This is a genomic window from Mucilaginibacter sp. (genome assembly GCF_965201005.1).
Taxonomy (GTDB): domain Bacteria; phylum Bacteroidota; class Bacteroidia; order Sphingobacteriales; family Sphingobacteriaceae; genus Mucilaginibacter_A.
On the sequence record NZ_OZ241747.1, the window covers coordinates 1,006,843 to 1,031,290 of the forward strand.

22 protein-coding genes and 1 other RNA gene are annotated in these 24,448 nt (G+C 40.7%); 10 read left to right on the forward strand and 13 right to left on the reverse strand.

Annotated features, from left to right (window positions below; all coding sequences use genetic code 11):
* Positions 1–70 precede the first annotated feature (70 nt).
* The 4 genes from ACOFKR_RS04610 to ACOFKR_RS04625 form a co-directional block, all read right to left on the reverse strand.
* Positions 71–490, reverse strand: a complete 420-nt coding sequence (locus ACOFKR_RS04610) for a Fur family transcriptional regulator (RefSeq protein WP_419802846.1) — start codon at positions 488–490, stop codon at positions 71–73.
* A 52-nt stretch (positions 491–542) separates the two neighbouring features.
* Complete coding sequence (locus ACOFKR_RS04615) at positions 543–965, reverse strand: MerC domain-containing protein (protein WP_419802847.1); 423 nt, start codon at positions 963–965, stop codon at positions 543–545.
* 195 nt (positions 966–1,160) lie between these two features.
* Positions 1,161–2,132, reverse strand: a complete 972-nt coding sequence (locus ACOFKR_RS04620) for a polyprenyl synthetase family protein (protein WP_419802848.1) — start codon at positions 2,130–2,132, stop codon at positions 1,161–1,163.
* Between the two features lie 128 nt (positions 2,133–2,260).
* A complete protein-coding gene (locus ACOFKR_RS04625) occupies positions 2,261–2,623 on the reverse strand; it encodes a hypothetical protein (RefSeq protein WP_419802849.1) in 363 nt (120 codons plus the stop codon).
* Positions 2,624–2,770: 147 nt separating this feature from the next.
* On the opposite strand from ACOFKR_RS04625, the gene ACOFKR_RS04630 reads away from it, so the two are divergent.
* Positions 2,771–4,036 (forward strand): cation:proton antiporter, encoded by a 1,266-nt coding sequence (locus tag ACOFKR_RS04630; protein WP_419802850.1) that lies wholly within the window; start codon positions 2,771–2,773, stop codon positions 4,034–4,036.
* Position 4,037: 1 nt separating this feature from the next.
* On the opposite strand, the gene ACOFKR_RS04635 is transcribed toward ACOFKR_RS04630, so the two are convergent.
* From ACOFKR_RS04635 to ACOFKR_RS04665, 7 genes are all read right to left on the reverse strand, one after another.
* Positions 4,038–4,985, reverse strand: coding sequence for an acetylornithine carbamoyltransferase (locus tag ACOFKR_RS04635; protein ID WP_419802851.1), 948 nt, complete (start codon positions 4,983–4,985; stop codon positions 4,038–4,040).
* A gap of 236 nt (positions 4,986–5,221) precedes the next feature.
* Entirely contained in the window at positions 5,222–6,379 is a 1,158-nt protein-coding gene (locus ACOFKR_RS04640; protein WP_419802852.1) for an aspartate aminotransferase family protein, read from the reverse strand.
* Between the two features lie 61 nt (positions 6,380–6,440).
* Complete coding sequence (locus ACOFKR_RS04645; protein WP_419802853.1) at positions 6,441–6,800, reverse strand: four helix bundle protein; 360 nt, start codon at positions 6,798–6,800, stop codon at positions 6,441–6,443.
* Positions 6,801–6,871: 71 nt separating this feature from the next.
* Positions 6,872–7,885 (reverse strand): N-acetyl-gamma-glutamyl-phosphate reductase, encoded by a 1,014-nt coding sequence (argC, locus tag ACOFKR_RS04650; protein WP_419802854.1) that lies wholly within the window; start codon positions 7,883–7,885, stop codon positions 6,872–6,874.
* On the reverse strand, positions 7,866–8,216 hold the full coding sequence (locus ACOFKR_RS04655; RefSeq protein ID WP_419802855.1) for a cupin domain-containing protein: 351 nt from the start codon (positions 8,214–8,216) through the stop codon (positions 7,866–7,868). Before ACOFKR_RS04655 ends, argC begins: the two co-directional genes overlap by 20 nt.
* A 1-nt stretch (position 8,217) precedes the next feature.
* The gene (argG, locus tag ACOFKR_RS04660; protein ID WP_419802856.1) at positions 8,218–9,411 is read right to left on the reverse strand and encodes an argininosuccinate synthase; all 1,194 of its coding nucleotides are present in this window, start codon (positions 9,409–9,411) and stop codon (positions 8,218–8,220) included.
* Positions 9,412–9,413: 2 nt separating this feature from the next.
* Complete coding sequence (locus ACOFKR_RS04665; RefSeq protein WP_419802857.1) at positions 9,414–10,094, reverse strand: GNAT family N-acetyltransferase; 681 nt, start codon at positions 10,092–10,094, stop codon at positions 9,414–9,416.
* 473 nt (positions 10,095–10,567) lie between these two features.
* Here ACOFKR_RS04665 and ACOFKR_RS04670 point away from each other — a divergent pair, with 473 nt between their 5' ends.
* The 8 genes from ACOFKR_RS04670 to ACOFKR_RS04705 all read left to right on the forward strand — a co-directional run bounded on the left by ACOFKR_RS04670 (position 10,568) and on the right by ACOFKR_RS04705 (position 19,347).
* Positions 10,568–11,146, forward strand: a complete 579-nt coding sequence (locus ACOFKR_RS04670; RefSeq protein WP_419802858.1) for a 2'-5' RNA ligase family protein — start codon at positions 10,568–10,570, stop codon at positions 11,144–11,146.
* 163 nt (positions 11,147–11,309) lie between these two features.
* Positions 11,310–11,409, forward strand: an RNA gene (gene ffs, locus ACOFKR_RS04675) — signal recognition particle sRNA small type.
* 129 nt (positions 11,410–11,538) lie between these two features.
* Complete coding sequence (locus ACOFKR_RS04680) at positions 11,539–12,522, forward strand: YpdA family putative bacillithiol disulfide reductase (protein WP_419802859.1); 984 nt, start codon at positions 11,539–11,541, stop codon at positions 12,520–12,522.
* Between the two features lie 128 nt (positions 12,523–12,650).
* Positions 12,651–13,856, forward strand: a complete 1,206-nt coding sequence (locus ACOFKR_RS04685; RefSeq protein ID WP_419802860.1) for a DEAD/DEAH box helicase — start codon at positions 12,651–12,653, stop codon at positions 13,854–13,856.
* 445 nt (positions 13,857–14,301) lie between these two features.
* Positions 14,302–15,636 carry an OmpA family protein gene (locus tag ACOFKR_RS04690; RefSeq protein ID WP_419802861.1) on the forward strand — a complete coding sequence of 445 codons (1,335 nt, stop codon included), beginning with the start codon at positions 14,302–14,304 and terminating at the stop codon, positions 15,634–15,636.
* A 306-nt stretch (positions 15,637–15,942) separates the two neighbouring features.
* Positions 15,943–16,401: an RNA recognition motif domain-containing protein gene (locus tag ACOFKR_RS04695; protein WP_419802862.1), complete on the forward strand. Its 459-nt coding sequence runs from the start codon at positions 15,943–15,945 to the stop codon at positions 16,399–16,401.
* A 560-nt stretch (positions 16,402–16,961) separates the two neighbouring features.
* A complete protein-coding gene (locus ACOFKR_RS04700) occupies positions 16,962–18,461 on the forward strand; it encodes a glycoside hydrolase family 76 protein (RefSeq protein WP_419802863.1) in 1,500 nt (499 codons plus the stop codon).
* Between the two features lie 184 nt (positions 18,462–18,645).
* The gene (locus tag ACOFKR_RS04705; protein WP_419802864.1) at positions 18,646–19,347 is read left to right on the forward strand and encodes an SGNH/GDSL hydrolase family protein; all 702 of its coding nucleotides are present in this window, start codon (positions 18,646–18,648) and stop codon (positions 19,345–19,347) included.
* 174 nt (positions 19,348–19,521) lie between these two features.
* Here ACOFKR_RS04705 and ACOFKR_RS04710 read toward each other — a convergent pair whose 3' ends face one another.
* On the reverse strand, positions 19,522–20,052 hold the full coding sequence (locus tag ACOFKR_RS04710; protein WP_419802865.1) for an RNA methyltransferase: 531 nt from the start codon (positions 20,050–20,052) through the stop codon (positions 19,522–19,524).
* A gap of 76 nt (positions 20,053–20,128) precedes the next feature.
* Complete coding sequence (locus ACOFKR_RS04715; protein ID WP_419802866.1) at positions 20,129–21,295, reverse strand: galactokinase; 1,167 nt, start codon at positions 21,293–21,295, stop codon at positions 20,129–20,131.
* Between the two features lie 230 nt (positions 21,296–21,525).
* Between ACOFKR_RS04715 and mutS the strand changes: the two genes are divergently transcribed.
* Complete coding sequence (gene mutS, locus ACOFKR_RS04720; protein WP_419803617.1) at positions 21,526–24,105, forward strand: DNA mismatch repair protein MutS; 2,580 nt, start codon at positions 21,526–21,528, stop codon at positions 24,103–24,105.
* The last annotated feature ends 343 nt before the right edge of the window (positions 24,106–24,448 follow it).

Sequence of the window (24,448 nt, forward strand, 5' to 3'; positions counted from 1 at the left end):
TTTTATGAAGAAATTTAAACAGGCTTTAAACCTTGTGCGTAGTAATATTAATATTTCCTGTTTTCAGCTATTACAGGTTACAATCCTTGCAAACACCGGTTATGGACAAGTTTAGCGTTTCTGCCAAAAAGCCGGGCGGAAGGGCAATTGCCGGCAGATGAAAATCATTCATACAATAAACTTTGTGGCAGTTGCTGCAATTGAAGTGAAAATGTTCGTCATGGTGCGCATTTGCAGAGCAGTTTGACGAACAAATGGCATAATTGGCCGTTCCGTTCAAGTCGATCACTTTATGCAAAATACCTTTCTCTTCAAACGTTTTTAAAATGCGGTACAGCGTTACCCGGTCTATCTCGTTCCCAAGCACCTTTTCCAGCATCGGCTGCGAAGTGGCAAACTGTTGGTCGGCAATCAATCTCAATACGCTTAACCTTGGGTTTGTAATTTTAAGTTGATTATCGCGCAGCAGCACTTCAAAGTTCCTTTTCATAATTTCGACTGTAAAATTAGCAATTCTTTTAGCCCTTAAAAACCTTCGTCAATCATTTTGTGGTTGTAATTACCGTATTTGGGATTGTAGGACGACCGTGGTTGCACGTACAAACATAAGTGTGGTTGAAATAGTGCGCCGAGGCAATGGTCAGCCCTCCCGCAGGCAGCACAAACGGCTCCAGTTTTTCTTGCAATACTGAATGGGCAAGCACGATTAAACCAATTCCAATCAGCAGTAAAATTATTGGCAAACGTTTTTGATGAAGTTTGTAGGATGGTGCCAGGGAGAAGCCTGCAATCAGGACAGAGGTTACGATCATGAAAACTTCTACCCAGTCTTTCATCAGAAACCCGATCCCAAGCAGCGGAAACAGTGTAATCAAAACCGGCAGGAGCGCGCAATGTGCGGCGCAGAGCACTGAAGCAGAAATCCCCAGTTTGTCCCGATCAATATTTATTTTTAACCAGTTCATTTAATTGCATCTTTGTTGCTTTATCAAAAGTATGATTAAAATCTGTCAAACAGAAAGCCTGAGGATGTAATATCTTATAAAAAAAACATAATTGCATTATTACAACCCTAATGGCTCAAAAATCCTTTTTCAGGCCAGCGAAAATTCTTTTGTTTTGAGCCAAGCAAAGGGCAACGCTAATGCTTCTTTTACCGGCTATTTTTTGCGCTCGGTGGTAAAACGCACCAATTGCTCCAGGCCTGTGCGAAAAGCGTTTTGCGGGAAATTGTTTAAAATATCAAAAGCTTCTGCCTGATAAGCGGCCATTTGCGTAGCTGCATAAGCTAAACCGCCGGATTCTTTCACAAACCCAATCACTTCAGCTACTTTTTTAGGGTCATCATTATGGTTTTTCACCAGGTTGATGATCTTGTTCCGGTCCGTTTTTAATGCTTTGTTTAAGGCATAAATTAAAGGTAACGTGATTTTTTTTTCCTTAATATCGATGCCCAGCGGTTTGCCCACATCATCCAGACCAAAATCAAACATGTCATCTTTAATTTGAAAAGCAATGCCGATTTTCTCACCAAAAAGCCGCATTTTTTCAACTGTTCCGGCATCAGCACCGGCCGAAGCTGCACCGCAGGCACAGCAGGAAGCAATCAGAGAAGCCGTTTTTTGGCGGATCACTTCGTAATAAATCGGTTCGCCAACATCCATTTTGCGCACTTTTTCAATCTGCAGCAGTTCGCCTTCGCTCATCTGCTTTACCGCTTCGGATACTATTTTTAGCAGGTGAAAATCATTATTATCCAGCGAAAGCAGCAAACCTTTCGATAACAAATAATCGCCCACCAAAACCGCAATTTTGTTTTTCCACAAAGCATTGATAGAGAAGAAACCCCGTCGCTGGTAAGAATTGTCGACCACATCATCGTGCACTAAAGTTGCGGTGTGCAAAAGCTCCACCAAAGCGGCACCGCGATGCGTAGATTCGTTAATTCCGCCGCACAAACCAGCACTGAAAAAAACAAACATCGGCCGGATTTGCTTGCCTTTTCGCTTTACGATATAATGCGTGATACGGTCAAGCAACGGCACCGAACTGTGCATGGAGGCTTTGAATTTACTTTCAAAAACATCAATTTCAGCAGCTACAGGTTTTTTTATCTCGTTGATGCTGAGCATTTACAGCTTTAAAGGTTGAATCATAAATTGCAGGTAAAGATACTAATCCCTAAAATAAAAAAAACACAATAAGCAGGGTTCCGTAGCAGAACGCTCATTGTGTTTTTTAAGCAGGAAATAAGAAAAAATTATTCCTCTCCGCCAACTTTTAGCTGGTCCGGCTCTTCGTGATAGCCGGTTCCTTCTGTTTCAGGCTGAACAAAAGTTTCGTCTTCCTGACCTTGGTTGGTAGACGGGGATTTCACTTCTTCCAGTTGTTCTTCCGTCAGATTAGTGCTTCCGCTTTGGTTTTCCCATGGCTTTTCGCCTTCTTGTTCTATCGTCATTGCTTTTGGTATTTCGTGTCCGGGTTCAGTTGCAGAAGGTGTTGCGTCGCCTTCGGTATCTTGCTCTTCATCACCCAAAAATCCGGCATCGTTATGTGTCCGGTTGTTATCATAGGCCGCCTGATCGTCAATGTCGCGGAAAACCTTGTCTTTAGGATCTATCATGATTGTATATTTTAAGTTTGATAATTATAGATTTTTTAAAAGCATTTAATTGCACGTATTGTTTGTATGGATGTTTATTTAGGGTAAAAACATGTGGTAAAAGAAGCATGGGCAAAGCATTCTTCAAATGCATAATTATATTTGTCCATGGATAATTTTACAATTATAACCATCCTGGTTGTAGTAAGTGCCGTTTTCTCTTATATCAATGCACGTTTTTTTAAATTGCCCGGCGCAATAGGCGTCATCAGCATTGCGGTCGTCGTTTCTGTTGTTGCCATCTTCACCGGCGAGGTATTTCCGGTTTTGTTCAAATCGATCACCGGCCTGAACAAAAACATCAATTTTTCGCAAACGCTGCTCAATACGATGCTGGGTTTCCTGCTCTTCGCAAGCGCGCTGCGTTTTGACTGGGCGGAACTTAAAAAGCAGGTTTGGCCGGTTTTTGCGTTAAGTACGATCGGCGTTTTTCTTTCCACATTGATATTCGGCGTACTTTTTTATTGGCTTACCAACGGGCTCAAGCTCAATATTCCTTTCAAATATTGTTTGCTTTTTGGTGCGCTGATCTCGCCAACCGATCCTGTCGCGGTATCGGCAGTGTTAAAAAATTCTAAAATCCCAGAGCATCTCAACACGATCATCAAGGGAGAATCACTTTTTAACGATGGCGTCGGTATCATTTTGTTTTTGAGTATTTTAGAATTTATCACCCAAAATGAAGAAAAGATCAACACTATGGAAATAGCTTCTTTATTCGCAAGGGAAGTTTTTGGTGGGATAGTTTTGGGCGGCGTAAGCGCATTTATCATCAGTAAAATGATGAAAAAAATCGAAGATTTTCAAACTTTGGTCATCATTTCCCTTGCTTTGGTGATGGGCATTTCCGTGGTGGCCAACAAATATCATTTATCTATTCCGCTGGCCGTTGTTTCTGCCGGTTTAATTATCGGAAACCTGCGTTTCGGCAAAGACCCTTCCGGTAAAATGAACGAGTTTTTAGAAAAATTCTGGACCTTAATCGATGACCTGATGAACACGGTTTTATTCGTGATGATTGGTTTGCAGATCGTGATGATGCCTTTTTTAACTTATTATTGGTTTGTTTGCCTGATCGGGATTTTCATCATCTTGTTTTCAAGGGTTTTAAGTGTTTTGGTGCCGGTCGTTTTTCTGCGGAGGACGCTCAACCTCAATTACAATTATATCGGTATCTTAACTTGGGCAGGCGTGCGCGGAGGGATTTCCATCGCGCTTGCCTTATCGCTTCCAAAAAGCCAGTATAAAGAAGTGATCGAAGCCGCTTGTTATTTTATCGTGATATTTTCTGTCGTTGTTCAAGGTCTCACACTTAATAAAGTGTCCAACTATTTCGTAAATAACAAACCCTTTCATCTGCCTGCAGAAGAGTAAATTACAAGCTTTCCAGCATTTGCTTTAACACCGCCTGCGCCGCCCATTCGCGGTTGGATGCTTCTTTTATCACGATAGAATTTGGGCCGTCCAATATCTCTGCGGATAATTCCAGGTCGCGGCGCACGGGCAAACAATGCATTACTTTTGCGTTATTGGTTATTCGGAGTTTATCGTTCGTCAGCATCCAATCTTCGTGGCTGGGAATTACTTTGCCATAAGGTTCAAAAGCCGACCAGTTTTTTACATAGATAAAATCAGCATCTGCCAAAGCTGATTGTTGATTATGGGTAATGTTTGCACCTTGCGTAAATTCCTCCGAAAGTTCTAACCCCGCCGGATGCGCAATTGTAAAATCAACATCTGCCTTGCACATCCATTCCGAAAAAGAATTTGGAACGGCCTGCGGCAAAGCTTTTACATGCGGCGCCCAGCTTAAGACCACTTTTGGACGGGGTTTGGTTTTGAGTTCTTCAATTGTAATTAAATCGGCCAGACTTTGCAGCGGATGCCGCGTTGCCGATTCTAAACTAATTACCGGAACGCCGCACAATTCCACAAATTTGTTAAAAATCTCTTCACCATAATCTGCTTCGCGATCTTTTAAACTTGGGAAAGAACGCAAACCCAAAATATCCACATATTGCCCCATCACGGCCGCTGCTTCGCGGATGTGTTCTACAGAGGTGCCGTCCATTTTTACGCCATCGCGCAGTTCCAAAGCCCAGCCTTCTTTGTCGATATTCAAAACCATCACGTTCATGCCGAGGTTTGTGGCCGCTTTTTGCGTACTCATCCGCGTGCGCAAACTTGGGTTCATAAATACCAAACCAATGGTTTTATTTTTACCCAAATGCTGGAAAGCGAAAGGGTTCTTTTTGAGTTCCAATGCTTCTTTTACCAGGTAATTTATGTTGGCAACGTCATTAACGGAGGAGAAAAGTTTCATTATTTGTATGGAAGAAATTTTATTAAGATTGCAAGATTGCCGCTTTGTCATCCCGACGATTGGAGGAATCTTTACGGAATAAGAAAAAATTTTAAGAGCCTGTTTAAAGTTACATCGAAAACTCATTTGCTTCTTTTAGCCCTATAAATTTGTGTTTGAATTTTACATCGATAAAAGAAGCATTAGGCTTTCCTGTTTTTTAGTTGATAAAAGAAGCATAAAAAATAAATTGAACTTTACATGGAAGGATGTAACTCTGCAACCGGTGCATTTTTCAAAGCCAAACTAAACGCTTCCAAAAAACGGTCCGCATGAACTTTAGTTAAATTCAAAGCCGGCAGTAAACGGATCACATTTGGTTTTGCTTCGCCGGTAAAAATATGATACTTAAATAAAAGTTCCGCTTTTACATGGGCTAAAGTATCAGGCAAATCAATCCCGATCATCAAGCCGCGGCCGCGTACTTCTTTTATCTGGTCAAATTTCTTTAATTCTTCAATTAAATAAGCACCAACTTCCGCAGCATTTTGCATCAAATTATCGCGTTCCATCACTTCTAAAACCGCTAATCCTGCGGCACAAGCTAAATGATTTCCGCCAAAAGTAGTTCCCAGCATATAATAAACCGGTTTTATTTTTGGAGAGATAGAAATCCCGCCAATCGGGAAACCGTTGCCCATTCCTTTCGCCATCGTATAAATATCGGCATCAATACCGGCAAAATCATGTGAGTAAAATTTCCCTGTACGCCCGTAACCACATTGCACAGAATCAGCGATAAAAACAGCATTATATTGATCGCAAAGCGAACGGATTTTTTGCAGAAAACTTTCCGGTGCAACTTGTATTCCGCCAACACCTTGAATTCCTTCAATTATGACTGAGCTGATTTCGTTTTCTGCAAAAGCTTGTTCCAACGCAGCTTCATCTTTCCAGGGAAGAAAAATTACATTATCCGTTTCATTAACAGGCGCAACAATTTTAGGATTATCGGTAACAGAAACCGCTAAAGATGTACGGCCATGAAAGGCTTTGCGGAAAGCGATAATTTTCTTTTTACCATTATAAAAAGAAGCCAGTTTTAACGCGTTCTCATTTGCTTCTGCACCAGAATTGCATAAAAATAACTGGTAATCTTCTTTGCCGGAAACTTTCCCCAACTTCTCCGCAAATTCCCTTTGGATCGGGATTTCGATGGAATTACTATAAAAACCAAGCTGATGTAACTGATCTTCTAATCGTTTTACATAATGCGGATTGGTGTGGCCGATGGAAATTACAGCGTGACCGCCATATAAATCCAGATATTCCTGGCCTTTATCGTCCCAAACCAAGCTGCCCTGGCCTTTAACAATGTTGATATGGTTGATTGGATAAACGTCGAATGGTTTCATTTTTTGGAGGTAAAAGGTAAAAGGTATTGAGGTAAAAGGATAAAGGTGAAAAGCAAATCTGTTAATTGGTGCGAAGATATTTAATAAACGAGATCAGCATTGCCTTAACTTCATTTATTGCTTTATGGATTACGTCATGAAGATCAGACAAGATATACGACAAATCAAAAATCAAAAGGCAAGTATATTCAACTTCATTTGCAGAACCTAAAGCAATATCTAAATAATGAACAAAATCTTTATTCGTGTTTTTGCCACATCCTTCTGCAATATTTAAGGGAATAGAATAAGTAGAACGGCGCAACTGACTGGTTAAAGCAAATTTTTCTTCAATCAGCATTTTAGCCAAAACTTCTTTATAAATAAACAAAGTAAGCTGATGGGCTTTCGACCAAACTTCCAATTTTTTGTAATCTCTCATGCTATTTTTATCAACCTCTTTTTGTGTAAAGTTAATTTTTGCCTTTAACCTTTCAACCCTTTGCCTTTCATCTAAAACGCGTTTGCTTTTAATTTTAAGCCAGTTGTCTCTGCAAGCCCAAACATTAAATTCATGTTTTGTACAGCTTGTCCGGATGCGCCTTTTAACAAATTGTCCATAATGCTGATCATGAAAATTTTGTTCCCGTGCTTTTTAATTTGAATAAAGCATTTATTGGTGTTCACAACCTGTTTTAAATCGATATCACGATTTGTTACATGTGTAAACGGATGTTCGGCGTAAAAATCGATATAAGTTTTCAAGGCTTCTTCTTCGCTTAAAGCACATTCGGTATAAATGGAAGCCAAAATGCCGCGTGTAAAATCTCCGCGGTAAGGAATAAAATTCAGTTTGTTTTTATCGCCTGGATAAATTGGAAAATCAGGCTGTAACTGATTAAGCGACTGGCTGATTTCGTGTAAATGCTGATGGTTAAAAGCTTTATAAACCGATAAATTATCGTTCCGCCAGGTAAAATGCGAAGTAGGGGATAGGCTTTGCCCGGCACCGGTAGAACCTGTTGTGGCCGAAATATGTACTTCGTTTAACAGTAGATTTTTAGCCGCTAAAGGAAGTAAACCTAATTGGATACAAGTTGCAAAACAACCTGGATTGGCAATATTAGATGCTGTTTTTATCGATGTTTTATTGAGTTCGGGAAGACCGTAGATGAAGGTGCGGGGAGCGAGGTTTGAGGTGTCGGCTAAACGGAAATCCTGACTTAAATCAATAATTTTAACATGATCAGCAATTGGATTCATTTCCAGAAATTTTTTTGCGTCGCCATGACCAACACATAAAAACAGCACATCAATATTATCAGATAATTCGCTGGAAAATTTCAAATCTGAATCACCAAAAAGATCCTTGTGCACTTCATAAACATAATTCCCGGCGTTGCTGGAACTGTTTACAAATGCAATTTCCACGTTTGGATGGTTGAGTAGAATACGTAGCATTTCGCCGCCGGTATAACCTGCGCCGCCAATAATTCCTGCTTTAATTTTAAAGCTCGGTTCTGTCATTTTTTGTGGATGGATAGGAATATAAAATAAACTCTAAGTCTGAATTATTTTTATTAGCAATAAAATGCTTTTGCCCGGCATTTATTTGGATGCCTTGCTGTTCGCTTAATTCCGATTCCACACCATTAACTGTAAAAACAGCGCGGCCTTTTAAGATGAAAAATAGCTGCGTAGCATTTTTATGGTAATGCAGTTTTTCTGCAGTATCTGGCGGCATCAGTTCCTGCTTAACCAACAATTCTTCGGTATCAATAAAGTTCCATGCATGGCAATCTTTGCCCCAAGTATTGTGCGAAAGGCATTCACTTTTTGAAAATGCTAAATTTTGCATTTTAATTACCGCCGTTTACTTTGTGATAAATAACCGTTTGATTGCCAAAGATTTTAGAAAACCCTTTCACATCATCGCCGGTCCAGGTATTGTTCATTTCGCCGTAGCTGCCAAATTTGTTCGACATTAAATCATGTTCCGATTCTATCCCTAAAACCTGGAAACGGTAAGGGTACAACTGAACAAACACTTTACCGGAAACTTGTTGCTGCGTATCGCTTAGAAAAGCTTCGATGTTGCGCATCACCGGATCATGGAACTGGCCTTCATGCAGCCAATTGCCGTAAAAAGACGAAAGCTGGTCTTTCCAGCTCAACTGCCATTTGGTAAGCGTGTGTTTTTCTAAAGTATGATGTGCTTTGATGATTACCATTGGCGCGGCAGCTTCAAAACCAACGCGACCTTTGATCCCGATGATGGTATCGCCAACATGAATATCGCGGCCAATGGCATAAGGCGAAGCAATTTCCTGCAGTTTCTGGATCGCTTTAGTCGGATGATCAAAAGTTTCGTCGTTAACGGCAATCAGTTCGCCGTGTTTAAATTCTAAGGTTACTTTTTCTGAACCTTCTTTACTGAGTTGCGTTGGCCAGGCATCATCCGGCAAACCTTCGTGGGAAGTCAGCGTTTCTTTTCCGCCAACAGAAGTTCCCCAAATGCCTTTATTGATAGAGTATTTGGCTTTTTCAAAATTCATTTCCACGCCATGCTCTTTCAGATATTTAATTTCAGCTTCGCGGCTTAATTTTAAATCACGAATTGGCGTCAAAATTTTTACTTCCGGGATGATGATGTTAAAGATCATGTCAAACCTAACCTGATCGTTGCCCGCGCCCGTGCTACCATGTGCCACATAATCTGCACCGATTTTTTTGGCGTACAAAGCAATTGCCGTGGCCTGACTAACTCGTTCGGCACTTACAGAAAGCGGATAAGTGTTGTTTTTCAACACATTACCATAAATTAAGTAGCGTACGCAGGTATTGTAAAAGTTCTCTGTTTCATCAACCACATGGTGCGAAACAACACCCATTTTATAGGCGCGACGTTCGATATCGGCCAATTCTTCTTCGCTAAAACCGCCTGTATTTACAATTACAGAACGCACTTCCAAACCCAAATCCTGCGACAAATAAATACTGCAAAACGAAGTGTCCAAACCTCCGCTAAAAGCTAAAACTACTTTTTCTTTCATGGTTAAATATCTGTTAGTTTGGTAATGCCCAAGCCTAATGTTTCTATTGTTTTGGTTGATTTTTTCAGCGCGCCTTCAATCCGTTCCAGCAAAGTGGCTTTGTGGCTGAGGTTTTTCATTTTTTCCTCGATTTCCCGTGCCTTTTCTTCCGGGTCAAAAAGCATGGCGGTGCACATACAGTTTTTGCGTTCTTTGCTCATCAAAATATCATAATTTACGCAGCTTTTACAGCCTTGCCAAAAGGCTTCGTCCTGTGTTAATTCTGAGTACGTAACCGGTTCATAACCTAACTCGGAATTGATTTTCATCACGGCCAAGCCAGTTGTCAAACCAAAGATTTTTGCGTCGGGATATTTTTTCCGCGAAAGTTCAAAAACTTTATGTTTGATGGCTTTTGCCAAGCCGACTTTACGGAAAACCGGGTTGACGATCAAGCCCGAATTGGCCACAAACTGCCCGTGGCTCCAGGTTTCGATATAACAAAAACCAGCCCAGGTGCCGTCTTTATAAATGGCAATTACGGCTTTGCCTTCCAGCATTTTATTTGCCACATACTCTGGTGTGCGTGTAGCAATGCCGGTGCCGCGGGCTTTGGCAGATTCGGACATTTCATCGCAGATTTGCGGCGCGTAATCTGCATGTTCGCCGGTGGCTACCTGTATTTTAAAATCTTGAATTGTCATGTTGGGAAAAACAAAATTTCCATTAAAATAAAAAGGATTTAAAAGGAGACGGAAGAAAATCAATAAGCACCATGTATGCTCTTTTATCCCGATAACTAAAACTAAATTTAATTAATTCAAAGTCTGGAAATAAAAAACTGTCGTCGCCTTAAAGGGAAGAAAAGCGCAGAAACAAAAACAAACGCGGCAGCTGCCGGAGCAAAAACGGCTCGTACAGCAGTCATCAAAAAGCGTTGTGGTTTCATTATTTATCTAAATTAATCTTGCTTAGAAAATGCTGCAATTATCGTTATTTTTTTGGTTTATACTATGCGCTATTTTTAAAAGTTACATTACAGACAAATTTCTTATCACGAAGTTTAATTTCAGTTCATTAATCCAATATAAAAGTTGGTAAATCAGGAAATTTGGATTGTTGATAAAATGTGGATAAATTAATTGATTTCATACTAAATAAATTAGTAATTATGTGAATGAAAATATTCAAAACAGATTCTTTTACCAAGATAAATAGCCAGGACTATTTGCTTGTGATCACACCTAGCGAAGAAGTGATAACAAAAGTTTGTTCTTTTAAAGATAAGGCGAAAGAACTGATTGGCTATTTTCATTCTTTTAACAGCAAAGCACACATCACCGTAAACCATTATTATGATAAGCGGGCTTTGTTTATGGAGGAAAAACTGACTTATTACGATCAAAAACTCGGGCAGGAAAAACCTGTGGCATTACAAGTTTGCGGTTTTGATTACTTTGAACATCAAAACATCTATACCATTTATGCCAAAGTTGCTTTAAATATTGAAGCAGAAGCTACTTTTGCCAGGTTTAAAAAAATATTAGGCCCTGGCGTCCCAAGTGTTCCGCATATTACAATTGCCAGATCACTTTCTGCCAAAAACTTTGAAAAACTTTGGGCTTATTTTGAAAACCTGCCGTTTGAATGCTTCTTTTATGCCGATAAAATTGTTGTTTTAAAAACGCCAACGCGCAGGTTCAACAACAATCCGATGACAGTTGAAACAGAACTTCGGTTAAAAAACGCGGTTTAAATTCCATACCAAAATTTTACATGCTTCTTTTATCAGCTAAAATTTGCTGTGTTTTATTTGATTTTCAATCACAAACACAAAATTTACCGGCATAAAAGAAGCATTTGAGAAATCTGTTTTTTTAAAAGCTGGTGTAATTTAAAAAAAATCCTACTTTTGTGGCGGGTAAGTCTTTTACGGCCAGCTCCTTTTGAACTCCCCCAGGGTGGGAACGCAGCAAGGGTAGAAGGTTGTAGCGGCGCGATAAAAGTAGCTTACCCACTTTTTTTTCAAACAACCCCGTCGTTTTTAAATTATACTTGCAGCCGGTTTTTCCGGCTTTTGTTATAATGATTTTTTACCCGTAAAAGAAGCATTGATTTGCGGATACTTCTTTTATCCCACAAAAAACTATGTTTGATTTGTTGATTATCGGGGGCGGCCCGATTGGTTTGGCCTGTGCGCTGGAAGCCCAAAAAGCAAATTTAAAATACCTGATCATTGAAAAAGGTACGCTTGTAAATTCGCTTTATAATTACCCTTCGGGGATGACTTTTTTTTCCACTTCGGAGAAACTGGAGATTGGCAGTGTGCCTTTCGTGTCCAACAGCATCAAGCCAACACGGTCAGAATCATTGGAATATTATCGCCGCGTGGCCACTTCCAACCACCTCAATATTCGTTTGTTTGAAACCGTCCTGAGTAATCAGCCTGAAAGTGGCGGTTATAAAGTGACAACGAGTAAAGGTGTTTACCAAACCAAAAACATCATTATCGCAACCGGTTTTTACGATATTCCGGTAAAAATGAATATCCCGGGCGAGGATTTGCCCAAAGTGCGGCATTATTATAAGGACCCAAGTTTTTATACGATGCAAAAAGTACTGGTAGTTGGGGCAAGTAATTCTTCGGTAGATGCCGCGCTGGAAACTTTTAGAAAAGGGGCGGAAGTAACCATGGTGATCCGCAAAGATGATATTAACGAGCGTGTAAAATACTGGGTCCGGCCGGATATTATCAACCGGATTAAGGAGGGAACGATCAAAGTTTATTATCAATCCCAACTGGCTGCCATTCGTGAATTTGAGGTTGATATTAAAACGCCGGAAGGTTTGGTAACCATTGCCAATGATTTTGTGCTGGCCTTAACCGGTTATCAGCCGGATTTTGATTTTTTAAAAAAGATGGGTATTTCGCTTTCTGCGGATGAACTTTGCCTGCCGCAATATCACGCGGAAACGATGGAAACCAACGAAAAAGGCGTTTATCTGGCCGGTGTGGTTTGCGGCGGTATGAACACGCATTTGTGGTTTATCGAAAACTCCCGGATCCATGCTGAGCAAATTGTGGCGGATATACTGCGAAAACTTCCTCAGCCTGAAACCCAAAAAATGTAATGCTGTTTTTATATGGGTAAATTTATACCGGTAAAAGAAGCATACAGAAATATCTGCCGGAAAAAACCTACATTTATAAAATTTGCAGCAGTTACCAAAACCAATCACCCCAAACAAGCCATTTACTTTTGACATTTACTGATTTTAACTTCGATCCAAAACTACAGGAAGGTTTGGACAGCATGGGTTTCAGCAAACCAACGCCTATCCAGGAGCAAGCCATCCCGATTATTCTCGAAAAGCACGATTTAATTGCCTGCGCGCAAACCGGTACCGGTAAAACGGCGGCTTACCTGCTGCCGATTATGCACCAGATTTGTGTTTCTGAACAAAAAAGTTTAGTTAATACGCTGATATTGGCCCCAACACGTGAGCTTGTCCAGCAGATAGACCAGCAAACAGAAGGGCTGGCATATTTTGCAGGCATCAGTTCGATTGCGGTTTATGGCGGAGGCGACGGCATCAGTTACGAACAGCAGCGGCGGTCTTTAAACGAAGGCGTGGACATCATTATCGCTACGCCAGGCCGTTTGATAGCGCATTTAACTTCCGGAACGGTAAAATTAAACCAGTTGCAGCATTTGATTTTGGACGAGGCCGACCGGATGCTCGATATGGGTTTTTATGATGACATCGTCAGGATCATTAGTTACCTGCCTCAAAAACGGCAAACACTTTTGTTTTCGGCCACGATGCCTCCTAAAATCAGGACGCTTTCTTCTAAAATCCTTCAAACACCGCAGCAAATCAATATTGCCCTTTCTCAACCGGCCGTGGGTATTTTGCAACAGGTTTATATGGTTTTTGATCACCAAAAACTGGCTTTAATAAAAACTATCCTGGCAGAAGGAAATTATGCCAGTACGATTGTTTTTGTATCAACCAAAGAAAAAGTGAAGCAGTTGTATCAAATGCTTTTCCGCGCAGGAATGAAAGTGGAAGCTTTTCATTCTGACTTAGAACAGGAACAGCGTGAAAATATTTTGCGTGCCTTTAAAAGCAGGCAGTTGCCGGTTTTGATCGGTACAGATGTTTTATCCAGAGGAATTGATGTGGAAGGGATCAGTTTGGTGATTAATTATGATGTGCCGCATGATCCGGAAGATTATATACACCGAATTGGTCGTACGGCCCGGGCAGAAACTACCGGCACAGCCATCACGTTTATCAACGAAAAAGATCAGCGTAAATTTAAAGGTATCGAAAACCTGATCGGGCGGCCAATTGAGCGCATGGCTATGCCCGCAGCATTAGGCGAAGGACCTGTTTATCAGCCAGAGTTTAAACGACCATCAGGACATAGAAAACCTTGGAAAAAAAAGCAAGTACGATGAGCTGATTACTTATGCTTTTGTAAAGAATGCTTCTTTTATCAACCTAATTTTGTGCATAAATAGGTTACTGCAGGTAACAGCTTTTGTCATAAAAATTAAATCCTGGCAATTGCAATTTGTCAGTAAATCTGACAAATGTTCTGAATTGCTGGCAAAATACTATTATACCAAAAACGTTTTTAGTACAATAGTAGTCATAAATAGAAATTTGTACATTTAATTAGTCAGTTATACCTTAAATTAGTTAATCATCTGATTAACATTCCTGACATATTTATAGTAAATTTTGCCCTTATCAATCAAACACTTAGGTTACAGTAGCTGAATTTAACATTTCGGCTTTTAACTTTGGCAGCATTTTTTAGGGGATAAATATATCGTTGCTTGTATAATGACCATTTTAGAAAATAGGTACAAGCTGAATTTAAAATAACAACTAAAAAAAATGAAATCAAAAATTACAAAGTTAGCCCTTACCTTATCTGCGGTTGGGTTATCCACATCGTTATTTGCCCAGAGCATGGATCAAGACACCAGCAAGCGTTTTGATAAAAAACATTTCCGCACTTGGTCTATTGGCTTAAATGGTGGTATGCTAACCCACTTTACACCTTTTAACAGTGCTGCAAATGGCGATTTCCGTACTCCTGAAGAAACTTGGGGTTATGGTGCGTACATTAAAAAACAAATTTTGCCCTCTTTTGGCATTCAGGCCGATTTCTTGGGTGGTAAAGTAAGAGGTTATCAGGCTAATTCACTTCCTTCCCCAACAGTGGCTCAAAACAATAGTAGTTTTACAACTAATATTGAGTATGCAGGATCAGTAAGCGGTAACTTTACAATCGCTAACATGAGTTTTAACCACAAACGTTCAGCCTTGTCACCATATTTTACAGCCGGTGCAGGTTACATGTCTTATAGCCCGAATGTACAAGGTGTTGCAGGTAACGAAGGTGGTTATTACCGACAAAATTTCTTTGTACCGGTTGGTGCAGGTTTAAAATTTGGTTTATCTAAAACGATCAATATTGATTTAGGTTATAATGTTTACTTCATGAAAACACCAACTTTTGATGGTGTTAGAGGTGCAAACAATGACAGGTTTTCATATGCTCATGCAGGTTTAGAATTCTCATTAGGCAGGAAATCTTCATCTCAATTGGCAAACTACAGTCCAATTGCTGCTTTGCGTGAAGAAAGTGCTGCAGAATCTGCTGAGTTGAAAAACATGTTGGCAATGTCTGAAGCTAACCGGATGCGTGAAGAACAGGCATTGAAAGATCAGTACGCAAAAGATTTGGGCGATGACGATGCTGATGGTGTAGCTAATAAATTTGACAAATGCCCTGGTACACCTTCCGGAACTGCGGTAGATGGTTCAGGATGTGCTTTACCGGTCAACAAACCAGATGTTAAGGTTTACGTAACTGAGGAAGACAAAAGAGTTGTTGCCGATGCTATCAAAAACTTAGAGTTTGATTTAGGTAAATCTACAATTCGCGAACATTCTTATGAAAGTCTGGACCGCGTAGCTAACCTGCTCATTACCAAAAACTTTAGCTTAAAATTAGCTGGTCACACAGATAATACCGGTTCTGCGGCTTTAAATATGAGACTGTCTAAAGATCGTGCAGAAGCTGTAAGACAATACCTGGTTAGCAAAGGTGCAAACCCATCACGTATAGACGCTACAGGTTATGGTCAGAGCCAGCCAATTGCCACAAATAAAACTGCTGCCGGACGTCAACAAAACCGTCGAGTAGTGTTCACATTATTTTAAACATAAGCTTTAATTAATTTGAAAAGGTGTATCAACAATGTTGGTACACCTTTTTTTTGTAAAGAAAAACCATAATTTTATTAAAGCTTATGTGTGCTTCTTTTATCACCTGAAATTTAGTGATCCTTACTAATTTCCTAATTAGAAACATTAAAAAAAGCAAAAATTCGGGCATAAAAGAAGCATTTAATGCTCCTCAACAAAAATTTAATCGGTCTCTAAAAAAATTAAATTTATTTAATAGTAAAGTTTAGATTTAATATAAGTATTTTTGAAATAGATATAAAATCAAATTAAAAATCAATAATGAACATTTTTGTAGGAAGCCTTCCATTTGCTTTGGAAGAAAGCAGGTTAAAAGAAGTTTTTGAAGCTTATGGTGAAGTATCATCAGTAAAAATTATCATTGATAAGTTTTCAGGAAGAAGCAAAGGATTCGGATTTGTTGAAATGCCGGATGATGCCATGGCACAAAAAGCCATAGATGAGCTAAACGGTTCATCTGTTGAAGGCCGTTCTATCGTGGTCAACAAATCTGAAGACAAAAGAGACGATTCCAGAAAAAGCTTTGGTGGCAACAGCGGTGGCGGTGGCTACAAAGGTGGCAATGGTGGTGGTGGATATGGCGGCGGCGGTAGCAGCCGTGGTGGTTATGGTGGTGGCGGAAGCAGCAGCCGTGGCGGTTATGATAAAGGGGGCTACAAAGGTGGAAGCGGTAGCGGCGGCGGTGGCTACAAAGGCAGCGGCCGAAACGAGGAGTATTAGGAGTAAAAACTTTCAGTATTAATCCAGCAGCTATCTGGTTTAAAATTAGTTACATATTTTAAGGTTTAGGCAGATAAAAACAGCATTTTGTTTTATCTGCCTTTTTTTGTAAATGTGTTTTTGAAGTAATTAAGGAACTTGATACAATTTTGTAAAATTACAGGTCTGGCTGATTTTTACAGTTCGACAAAGAATCGAAGGTGGCTGGAACGGTTTATTTTTATACTTCTTTTATTACCTAAAAAAACGGAAATTTTCACGCTTATTTTATCGGCCTAAAATTGGAAAAACAAGCTTAATGGTCATAAAAGAAGCAGCGTGTTTTTTCTCGGCATAAATTTAAACAGTTTTTAAATTTGAAAATATCCCGATGCTTCTTTTATGCCTGTAAATTTTGTTTTGATAATTATTTCGGATAGATAACCTCATAAAAAATACACCAAATTTCAGGTGGTAAAAGAAGCATAGAAAATATGTCGGACAAAATTTAAACAGGCTATTATAATTTTTATAATTTAACAGAATTTTATAATAAACTGAAATCTCCAATTTTAAACAACATGAACTCATTTTATTTGCGGACCGGCATACTGCTGTTTTTCTTTACCTGTTGCGGCAATTCTTTTGCACAAATTACTAGCGTAACTTCCGGAGCCATTTATACGCTGAAATCAAAAGATAACAACAAATTATTAGATGTAAAAAATGCTTCAATGGAGAATGGTGCCGTTGTTGATTGCTGGGCCGATACCAGATCTGATGCTCAGCGATGGAAAATCACGCTTGTTAAAAAAGGTGTTTATACTTTAACAAACATGGCAAGTGGAAAATTTCTGCATATCTCCGGAATGTCATCTGATACTGCAAAGATAGATCAACATGATAACACCAACAACAATGATGTGCGATGGAATATTCAAAAAACCGGAAACGGATATTATTTACGATCTGTTGCCGACTCTAAATTTGCACTAAATCCGGCAACGGCTGACACAACCAACGGCACAACTGTTGGCTTAAGCCCGCTTTCTGCAAAAAAACCGGGAGAATGGATACTCCGGAAAGAAGCACCACAAGCCGCCGCCCCTACGGCTGCCATTGCAAATAAGGTATTTGATGCCTGGTACACGCAATACAATGTAGAAACCGCAAAAGGTTTTTGGGACAAGGCTGAGATGATGGAAATCGTTTTAGACGCTTACGAGGTTACTAAAGATGTTAGATACATCAACCGGTTTAAAAATATGTATGATGTTTTCATCACAGAAAACAAAGCCGACTGGATGTACAACAAATACAACGACGACATTACCTGGGCCGTACTTTTCTGCGTTCGCGGCTATCTGCTTACCGGCAACAAAACTTATCTTGAAAAAGGCAAAGAACAGTTCGATAAAATGTATGCCCGTGCCGCTACCGATGCTTACGGAGGCGGATTGAACTGGTACGAAACCAAAACATCCAAAAATTCCTGCATCAATGGCCCTGCCATGGTGGCCTGCTGCTACCTGGCCCAGGCAACCGGCGATAAAACTTATTATGATAAAGCCATTACCTTATACAACTGGTCCAAAACATATTTATTTAACCCTGCAACCGGTAAAGTAAACGACAATGTTGATATAGACAAAAAAACCGGATCGCCCAGGATTAGTTCCTGGAGTTCAACTTATAATCAGGGAACTTATTTGGGTGCCGCCGTTATGCTTTACAAATACACCAAAAAAGACAGTTATCTGGCAGATGCAGAAAAAATTGCCCAATATACCAGGGACAATATGTTTAACAACAGGGTGATGGACAATGAAGACGGGGGAAATGATTTGCCGGGTTTTAAAGGAATTTTTGTACGTTATGCACGCATGTACACGATCGAAGGTAATAAAACTGATTTAGTCAACTGGCTTCGCTTGAATGCCAAAGTGGCCTACAACAACCGAAATTCCAATAATATCATCCAAACAAAATGGGCAACCAGGACAAGTGAAGTCAATCCGCATTCAAGTTTTGGGGCTTCCACAGCTGTTTCGCTGATGATGAACACGTTTCCTTTAAAATAGTAAGAGGCTATTTAAAACTTGTTGAGTTTGTTTTGAGATGCTTCTTTTACCACCTAAAAATTAGTGTGGCTGTTTGGATAAACCAGGTCAGTCCAAAAAGCGAATTTTGTGGGCTAAAAGAAGCATCCTAAAACAAGCCGGACATGATTTGAACAATTTGTTATCTTTCTTAAATTTTTAAAACATGCTCAATTTATCAACTATCACCAAGAAATTATTGCCTGCACTGGTACTGCTTTTTGCCACTGCTACTGCCAACGCGCAGGACTGGGCCAACATCAAAAAATATGCTCAGGCAAACAGTAAAGTGCCTCCGCCTGCTGCCGGAGAGAAACGGGTAGTGTACATGGGCGATTCTATAACAGATTTCTGGATAAACAACGACTCTACTTTTTTTGCCGGAAAACCATATTTCGACCGCGGAATCAGCGGGCAGACGACTGGGCAGATGCTGGTACGCTTTCGGGAAGATGTGATCAATCTGAAACCAAGCGTTGTGGTGATCCTTGCCGGGATCAACGATATTGCCGAAAATAATGGTCCGTCGAAACTGGAGGATGTGTTTGGCAACATCGTTTCCATGGCCGAACTGGCAAAGGCCAACCACATCAAAGTAGTGCTTTCATCAGTAATGCCGGCTTTTGCTTTCCCTTGGCGGCCAGCCATAAACCCGGTGCCAAAAGTTGCGGCACTTAACGAAATGTTAAAAACTTATGCTGATAAGAACGGCATAACTTACCTTGATTATTTTACAGCGATGGCCGATGCAAGAAAAGGACTGCCTTCCAATCTCTCTAAAGATGGCGTACACCCAAATTTGCAAGGTTATAGAATGATGGAACCGCTTGCAGAAAAAGCAATTGCTTCAGCTTTAAAAAGAAAATAAACAATATCTAAAGCCTTTCTGCTGTTGTAATGCTTCTTTTAGCACTATAATTTAGGAATTGTGTGTTCATCCGTTTAAAAACCGGACACTTTACCATTTTTTAGGTGATAAAAGAAGCATGATCAAATAAACCCAATCAAATTTAAACTGGTTTTGAAAGGATTTAAAGAAGGCTCAAAGGTTCAGTTTCGCAAAAAAATCCCACAAAACAATACCCGCCGAAACCACAATGTTGAAAGAATGCTTGGTGCCAAACTGCGGTATTTCAATGCAATAATCAATCATCTGCATCGCCTCATCACTCACGCCATTAACTTCGTTGCCAAAAATTAACGCATATTTTTCTTCGTTTTTGGGTTGAAACTGGTTCAGGCTGATACTGTTTTCGGCCTGTTCTATGGCAATTATCCGGTAACCGTCTTCCCGGAGTTTTTGCAATGCTTCTTTTATCAGCTCAAAATACGTCCAGCTTACAGATTTGGTGGCACCTAAAGCCGTTTTTTCAATTTCGCGGTGCGGCGGTTGTGCCGTAATGCCGCAAAGCACCAGCTGTTTTACCGCAAAACCATCCGAAGTGCGAAAAACAGAACCCACATTGTGCATACTGCGCACACTGTCCAAAACGACAACAACCGGCAGTTTTTCCTGCTGATGAAAAGTGGCCAAATCAACCCGGTTTAACTCGTCGAGCTTTAGTTTACGCATGGTTTAAGTTGAAAAGGAGCGGAGAGCAAAGAGAAAAACACGTTTTAGCTGAGGGTTTATCATAATTTGCCAATAGCTAAACTTCCTTCACGCCGTCTCCGATCAAAGAATTATACACTTCCGGCTGATAACCGATAATGGAAGTATAATATTGGATAATGTTTTTGGCAAAATCATCATAACCGTTTTTTTCAACCAAAGCAATCGCGCAGCCGCCAAAACCTGCGCCCGTCATCCTTGCGCCGGCAACCGTTTTTTGTTCTTTGCAAAACTCAACCACGGTATCCAATTCTTTGCCGGTAACTTCATATAAATTTTTTAAGGAAGCGTGCGAAGCGTAAAGCAGTTCGCCAAAACGGTGCAGTTCGCCATCGGCCAAAACTTTTGTTGCTTCTTTTACCCGGTCATTTTCTTCAATCACATGGCGCGCCCGTTTTTTCACCGTTTCATTGCTGATCAGGTGCGCGTGTTTGTTAAACGTTTCGGTATCAATTTCACACAAATAATCTAAGTGCAGCTCTTTGTTCAGCTCTTTCAAAGCGGTTTGGCATTCTTCCACACGTTCGTTGTATTTGGATTCTGACAGTTTGCGCGGTTTTTTGGTGTTGATGATCGCCAGTACATAATCCTGCAGGTCGCAGTTTACGATTTTATATTTCAGCGTATCACAATTCAGTTCGATGGCTTTGTTTTTTTCACCAAAAGCAACCGCAAACTGATCCATAATACCGCTGTTCACGCCGATAAAATCGTTTTCCACACTTTTGCCCATTTGCACCAGTTCCAGCTTTAAAAAACCCGATTTGTAAGTTTCGTTCAGCGCAAAAGCCGTTACAACTTCTACCGAAGCCGAAGAGGAAAGCCCGGACGCGACCGGCACATTTCCCTGAAAAAGCATATCCAAACCTTTGATGCTTTTTTTATGCCCTAAAAATTGCTGCATCACACCAAGCGGATAATTGAACCATTCTTTGCCTTGCTTTTCGTATTTTTCCTGAACTGGAATATCAAGCTGATCTTCAAAATCCAAACTTCTGAAACGAAAAACGCCTTCTTTATTTTCGGCAACCAGCAAATTTGTACCGAAAGTAATGGCGCAGGGCAAAACCAAACCGCCGTTATAATCAATATGTTCGCCAATCAAATTCACACGGCCGGGCGCAAAAAAACCAGCGGTGGCAGGCTGATTAAACAATTCCTCGAATTTTTGTTGCAGATCAGGTTTCATGGGATCAAATATCATAATAAAATCAGATTTCGATTATCGATAAAAATATTTTTGTGCGCCTTGATTTTAAAGCTGATGCTTCTTTTAGCAGGTAAATTTCGGTATGACCGTAAGTTGATTTTTTTGCCGATACTTCTTTTATCCACTATTTTTTGCCGGTTGCGGTAAAAAGCTTTCCATCAATTAACTTTACGGCTAAATTGATTTAAAATTTGGGAAAGAAAAATCTGGCAGAAACACCTTTAATGCAGCAGCACGGCCAAATCAAGGCCAAATATCCGGGCGCGCTGCTGTTGTTCAGGGTGGGCGATTTTTATGAAACTTTTGGGGAAGATGCCGTTACCACTTCGCGCATTCTGGGGATTATCCTGACAAAACGGGCAAACGGCTCCGGAACTTCCATCGAACTGGCCGGTTTTCCGCACCATTCGCTGGATACTTATCTGCCAAAACTGGTCCGTGCCGGTCAGCGTGTGGCCATTTGCGATCAGCTGGAAGATCCGAAAGCCACCAAAACCATTGTTAAGCGCGGCGTTACCGAACTGGTTACGCCCGGAGTTTCTTACAACGACAACATCCTCAGCCAAAAAGCCAATAATTATTTAGCCACGCTGCATTTTGAAAAAAACCAGATCGGTTTGGCTTTGCTGGATATTTCTACCGGCGAATTTCTGGCAGCCCAGGGCGATCCCGATTATATCGATCAGCTGCTGCAAAGTTTCCGGCCCAATGAAGTGGTCTTTTCCAAACAAAAACAAAAAGAATTTACCGGGTTTTTTGGCGAAGGGTTTTATACGTATTGCCTGGACGATTGGGCTTTTACCACCGATTTTGCGTCCGAGACCTTGCTCAAACATTTTGAGGTCAAAAACCTGAAAGGTTTCGGTATTGATCGGCTTGCTTTGGCCATCGTGGCGGCCGGCGTAACGCTGCATTACATCAACGAAACCGAGCACCGGAATCTGCAGCATATTTCGGGCATCGGCCGGATCGAACATCAAAAATATCTGTGGCTGGACCGCTTTACTGTCCGCAATCTGGAACTGCTGGATTCGGCCAATGAAAACGCCGTTACGCTGTTTCAGGTGCTGGATCAAACCGCATCGCCAATGGGCGCAAGGTTGCTGCGGAAATGGATTTTGATGCCGCTGAAAGAATTGAAACCGATACAGGAACGGCTGGAAGTGGTTGATTTTTTATATGTAAAAGAAGCATTGGCCGAACAGCTGCTGCACCAGCTTAAGCAAATTAGCGATCTGGAAAGGTTGATTTCCAAGATCGGTTTGCAAAAAGTAAACCCACGCGAAATTATACAGCTAAAAAGGGCATTGCTTTCCATTGCTGAAGTAAAACTGCTTTGTGAACAATCCGAAAACCTGTTTTTACAGCAGCTGGCCGAGCAGTTGAACGCCTGCATCTCCATCCGCGAAAAAATTGAAAAAGAAGTTGCCGCGGAGCCTCCGGTTTTGCTGATGAAAGGCGGCGTAATGGCCGATGGCGTGGACGAAGAACTGGACCGGCTGCGTAAAATTGCTTTCGGCGGAAAAGATTTTTTGCTGGAAATACAACGCCGCGAAGCAGAAGAAACCGGCATTCCTTCCTTAAAAGTGGCTTTTAACAGCGTATTTGGTTATTATCTGGAAGTTACGCACACGCATAAAGATAAAGTTCCGCAAGGCTGGATCCGCAAGCAAACGCTGGTAAATGCCGAACGTTACATCACCCCGGAACTGAAAGAATATGAGGAACAGATTTTGGGTGCCGAGGAAAAGATTTTAACCATCGAAACCCGTTTGTATGCTGATTTGCTGCACAGCATCAGTTCTTACATCAAACCGATCCAGCTTAATGCCCGCATTTTGGCACGGCTGGATGTGTTGCTTTGTTTCGCAAAAATTGCCCGTAAAAACAGCTATCACAAACCGCTGGTCGATTTGGAAGACCGGATCGATATCAAAGGCGGCCGCCATCCGGTGATCGAAAAAAACTTGCCTCTGGGCGAAGAATACATCACCAACGATGTTTTCCTGGATGCCGAATCGCAGCAGATCATTATCATCACCGGGCCGAACATGGCCGGAAAATCTGCCATTCTGCGCCAAACCGGTTTAATTGTGCTGATGGCGCAGATCGGCTGTTTTGTACCTGCAAAAGAAGCATACATTGGTTTGGTTGATAAAATTTTTACGCGCGTTGGTGCTTCCGATAATTTAACTTCCGGCGAATCTACTTTTATGGTGGAGATGAACGAAACGGCCAGCATTTTGAACAATATTTCTGACCGAAGTTTGGTTTTGCTGGATGAAATCGGCCGCGGCACTTCAACTTACGACGGGATTTCCATTGCGTGGTCTATTGCCGAATATCTGCACAATTATTCTTCTGCAAAAACATTATTTGCCACACATTACCACGAATTGAATGAATTGTCGGGCACTTTTCACCGCATTAAAAACTTTAATGTTTCGGTAAAAGAGGCCGGACAAAAGATTATCTTTCTGCGCAAACTCGTCCCCGGCGGCAGCGAGCATAGTTTTGGCATCCACGTGGCCAAGCTGGCCGGTATGCCGCCAAAAGTTCTGTCCCGTGCAAACGAAATTTTAAAGAAACTGGAAGCCGAAAGGACTGGTGGCGAGAATATTAAAGAAAGCATCAAAAAAGTACAGAAACAAGCCATGCAGCTGCAGATGTTTTCTATTGATGACCCGGTGCTGATAAAAATCCGTGATGTGCTGAACGCCCTGGATGTGAACACGTTGACACCGGTAGAAGCTTTGATGAAACTGGATGAAATACAGCGGTTGATAAAAGGGACCAAAAGTTAAAACTGATAGACTAAGCCTGTTATTTTCTACTGAAAAGGAAAGTTTTTTTGAAGATTTTGTATTGTTTTCTCAGCTTTAAAAATTAAAGTCAAGTTGCGGTTTAAATTTCAAATGATCCGTTTACAATGCTTTTTTTATGCCATAAATTTTGCTTTTGTAATTGTTTGCGGATTTTAAAAACCCAAGTAAAAAACACTAAATTTTATGTGATAAAAGAAGCATATAAAACTTTAGAAAGAAATTTAAACAGGCCCTGAATTTTCACCGTTTTGTTTTCCATGCTTCTTTTATCACCTAAAAAACAGTTAAGTATATTTTGGTTTAATGGAAGCTGCAGCACAAC

Coding starts and splice junctions, on each gene's coding strand:
- ACOFKR_RS04715 (WP_419802866.1), bottom strand. CDS start 21,295: ATGATATTTGATCCCATGAAACCTGATCTGCAACAAAAATTCGAGGAA.
- mutS (WP_419803617.1), top strand. CDS start 21,526: ATGCAGCAGCACGGCCAAATCAAGGCCAAATATCCGGGCGCGCTGCTG.
- argG (WP_419802856.1), bottom strand. CDS start 9,411: ATGAAAGAAAAAGTAGTTTTAGCTTTTAGCGGAGGTTTGGACACTTCG.
- ACOFKR_RS04655 (WP_419802855.1), bottom strand. CDS start 8,216: ATGCAAAATTTAGCATTTTCAAAAAGTGAATGCCTTTCGCACAATACT.
- ACOFKR_RS04690 (WP_419802861.1), top strand. CDS start 14,302: ATGAAATCAAAAATTACAAAGTTAGCCCTTACCTTATCTGCGGTTGGG.
- ACOFKR_RS04680 (WP_419802859.1), top strand. CDS start 11,539: ATGTTTGATTTGTTGATTATCGGGGGCGGCCCGATTGGTTTGGCCTGT.
- ACOFKR_RS04665 (WP_419802857.1), bottom strand. CDS start 10,094: ATGACAATTCAAGATTTTAAAATACAGGTAGCCACCGGCGAACATGCA.
- ACOFKR_RS04700 (WP_419802863.1), top strand. CDS start 16,962: ATGAACTCATTTTATTTGCGGACCGGCATACTGCTGTTTTTCTTTACC.
- ACOFKR_RS04615 (WP_419802847.1), bottom strand. CDS start 965: ATGAACTGGTTAAAAATAAATATTGATCGGGACAAACTGGGGATTTCT.
- ACOFKR_RS04625 (WP_419802849.1), bottom strand. CDS start 2,623: ATGATAGATCCTAAAGACAAGGTTTTCCGCGACATTGACGATCAGGCG.
- ACOFKR_RS04705 (WP_419802864.1), top strand. CDS start 18,646: ATGCTCAATTTATCAACTATCACCAAGAAATTATTGCCTGCACTGGTA.
- argC (WP_419802854.1), bottom strand. CDS start 7,885: ATGACAGAACCGAGCTTTAAAATTAAAGCAGGAATTATTGGCGGCGCA.
- ACOFKR_RS04670 (WP_419802858.1), top strand. CDS start 10,568: ATGAAAATATTCAAAACAGATTCTTTTACCAAGATAAATAGCCAGGAC.
- ACOFKR_RS04645 (WP_419802853.1), bottom strand. CDS start 6,800: ATGAGAGATTACAAAAAATTGGAAGTTTGGTCGAAAGCCCATCAGCTT.
- ACOFKR_RS04710 (WP_419802865.1), bottom strand. CDS start 20,052: ATGCGTAAACTAAAGCTCGACGAGTTAAACCGGGTTGATTTGGCCACT.
- ACOFKR_RS04620 (WP_419802848.1), bottom strand. CDS start 2,132: ATGCTCAGCATCAACGAGATAAAAAAACCTGTAGCTGCTGAAATTGAT.
- ACOFKR_RS04640 (WP_419802852.1), bottom strand. CDS start 6,379: ATGAAACCATTCGACGTTTATCCAATCAACCATATCAACATTGTTAAA.
- ACOFKR_RS04695 (WP_419802862.1), top strand. CDS start 15,943: ATGAACATTTTTGTAGGAAGCCTTCCATTTGCTTTGGAAGAAAGCAGG.
- ACOFKR_RS04635 (WP_419802851.1), bottom strand. CDS start 4,985: ATGAAACTTTTCTCCTCCGTTAATGACGTTGCCAACATAAATTACCTG.
- ACOFKR_RS04610 (WP_419802846.1), bottom strand. CDS start 490: ATGAAAAGGAACTTTGAAGTGCTGCTGCGCGATAATCAACTTAAAATT.
- ACOFKR_RS04630 (WP_419802850.1), top strand. CDS start 2,771: ATGGATAATTTTACAATTATAACCATCCTGGTTGTAGTAAGTGCCGTT.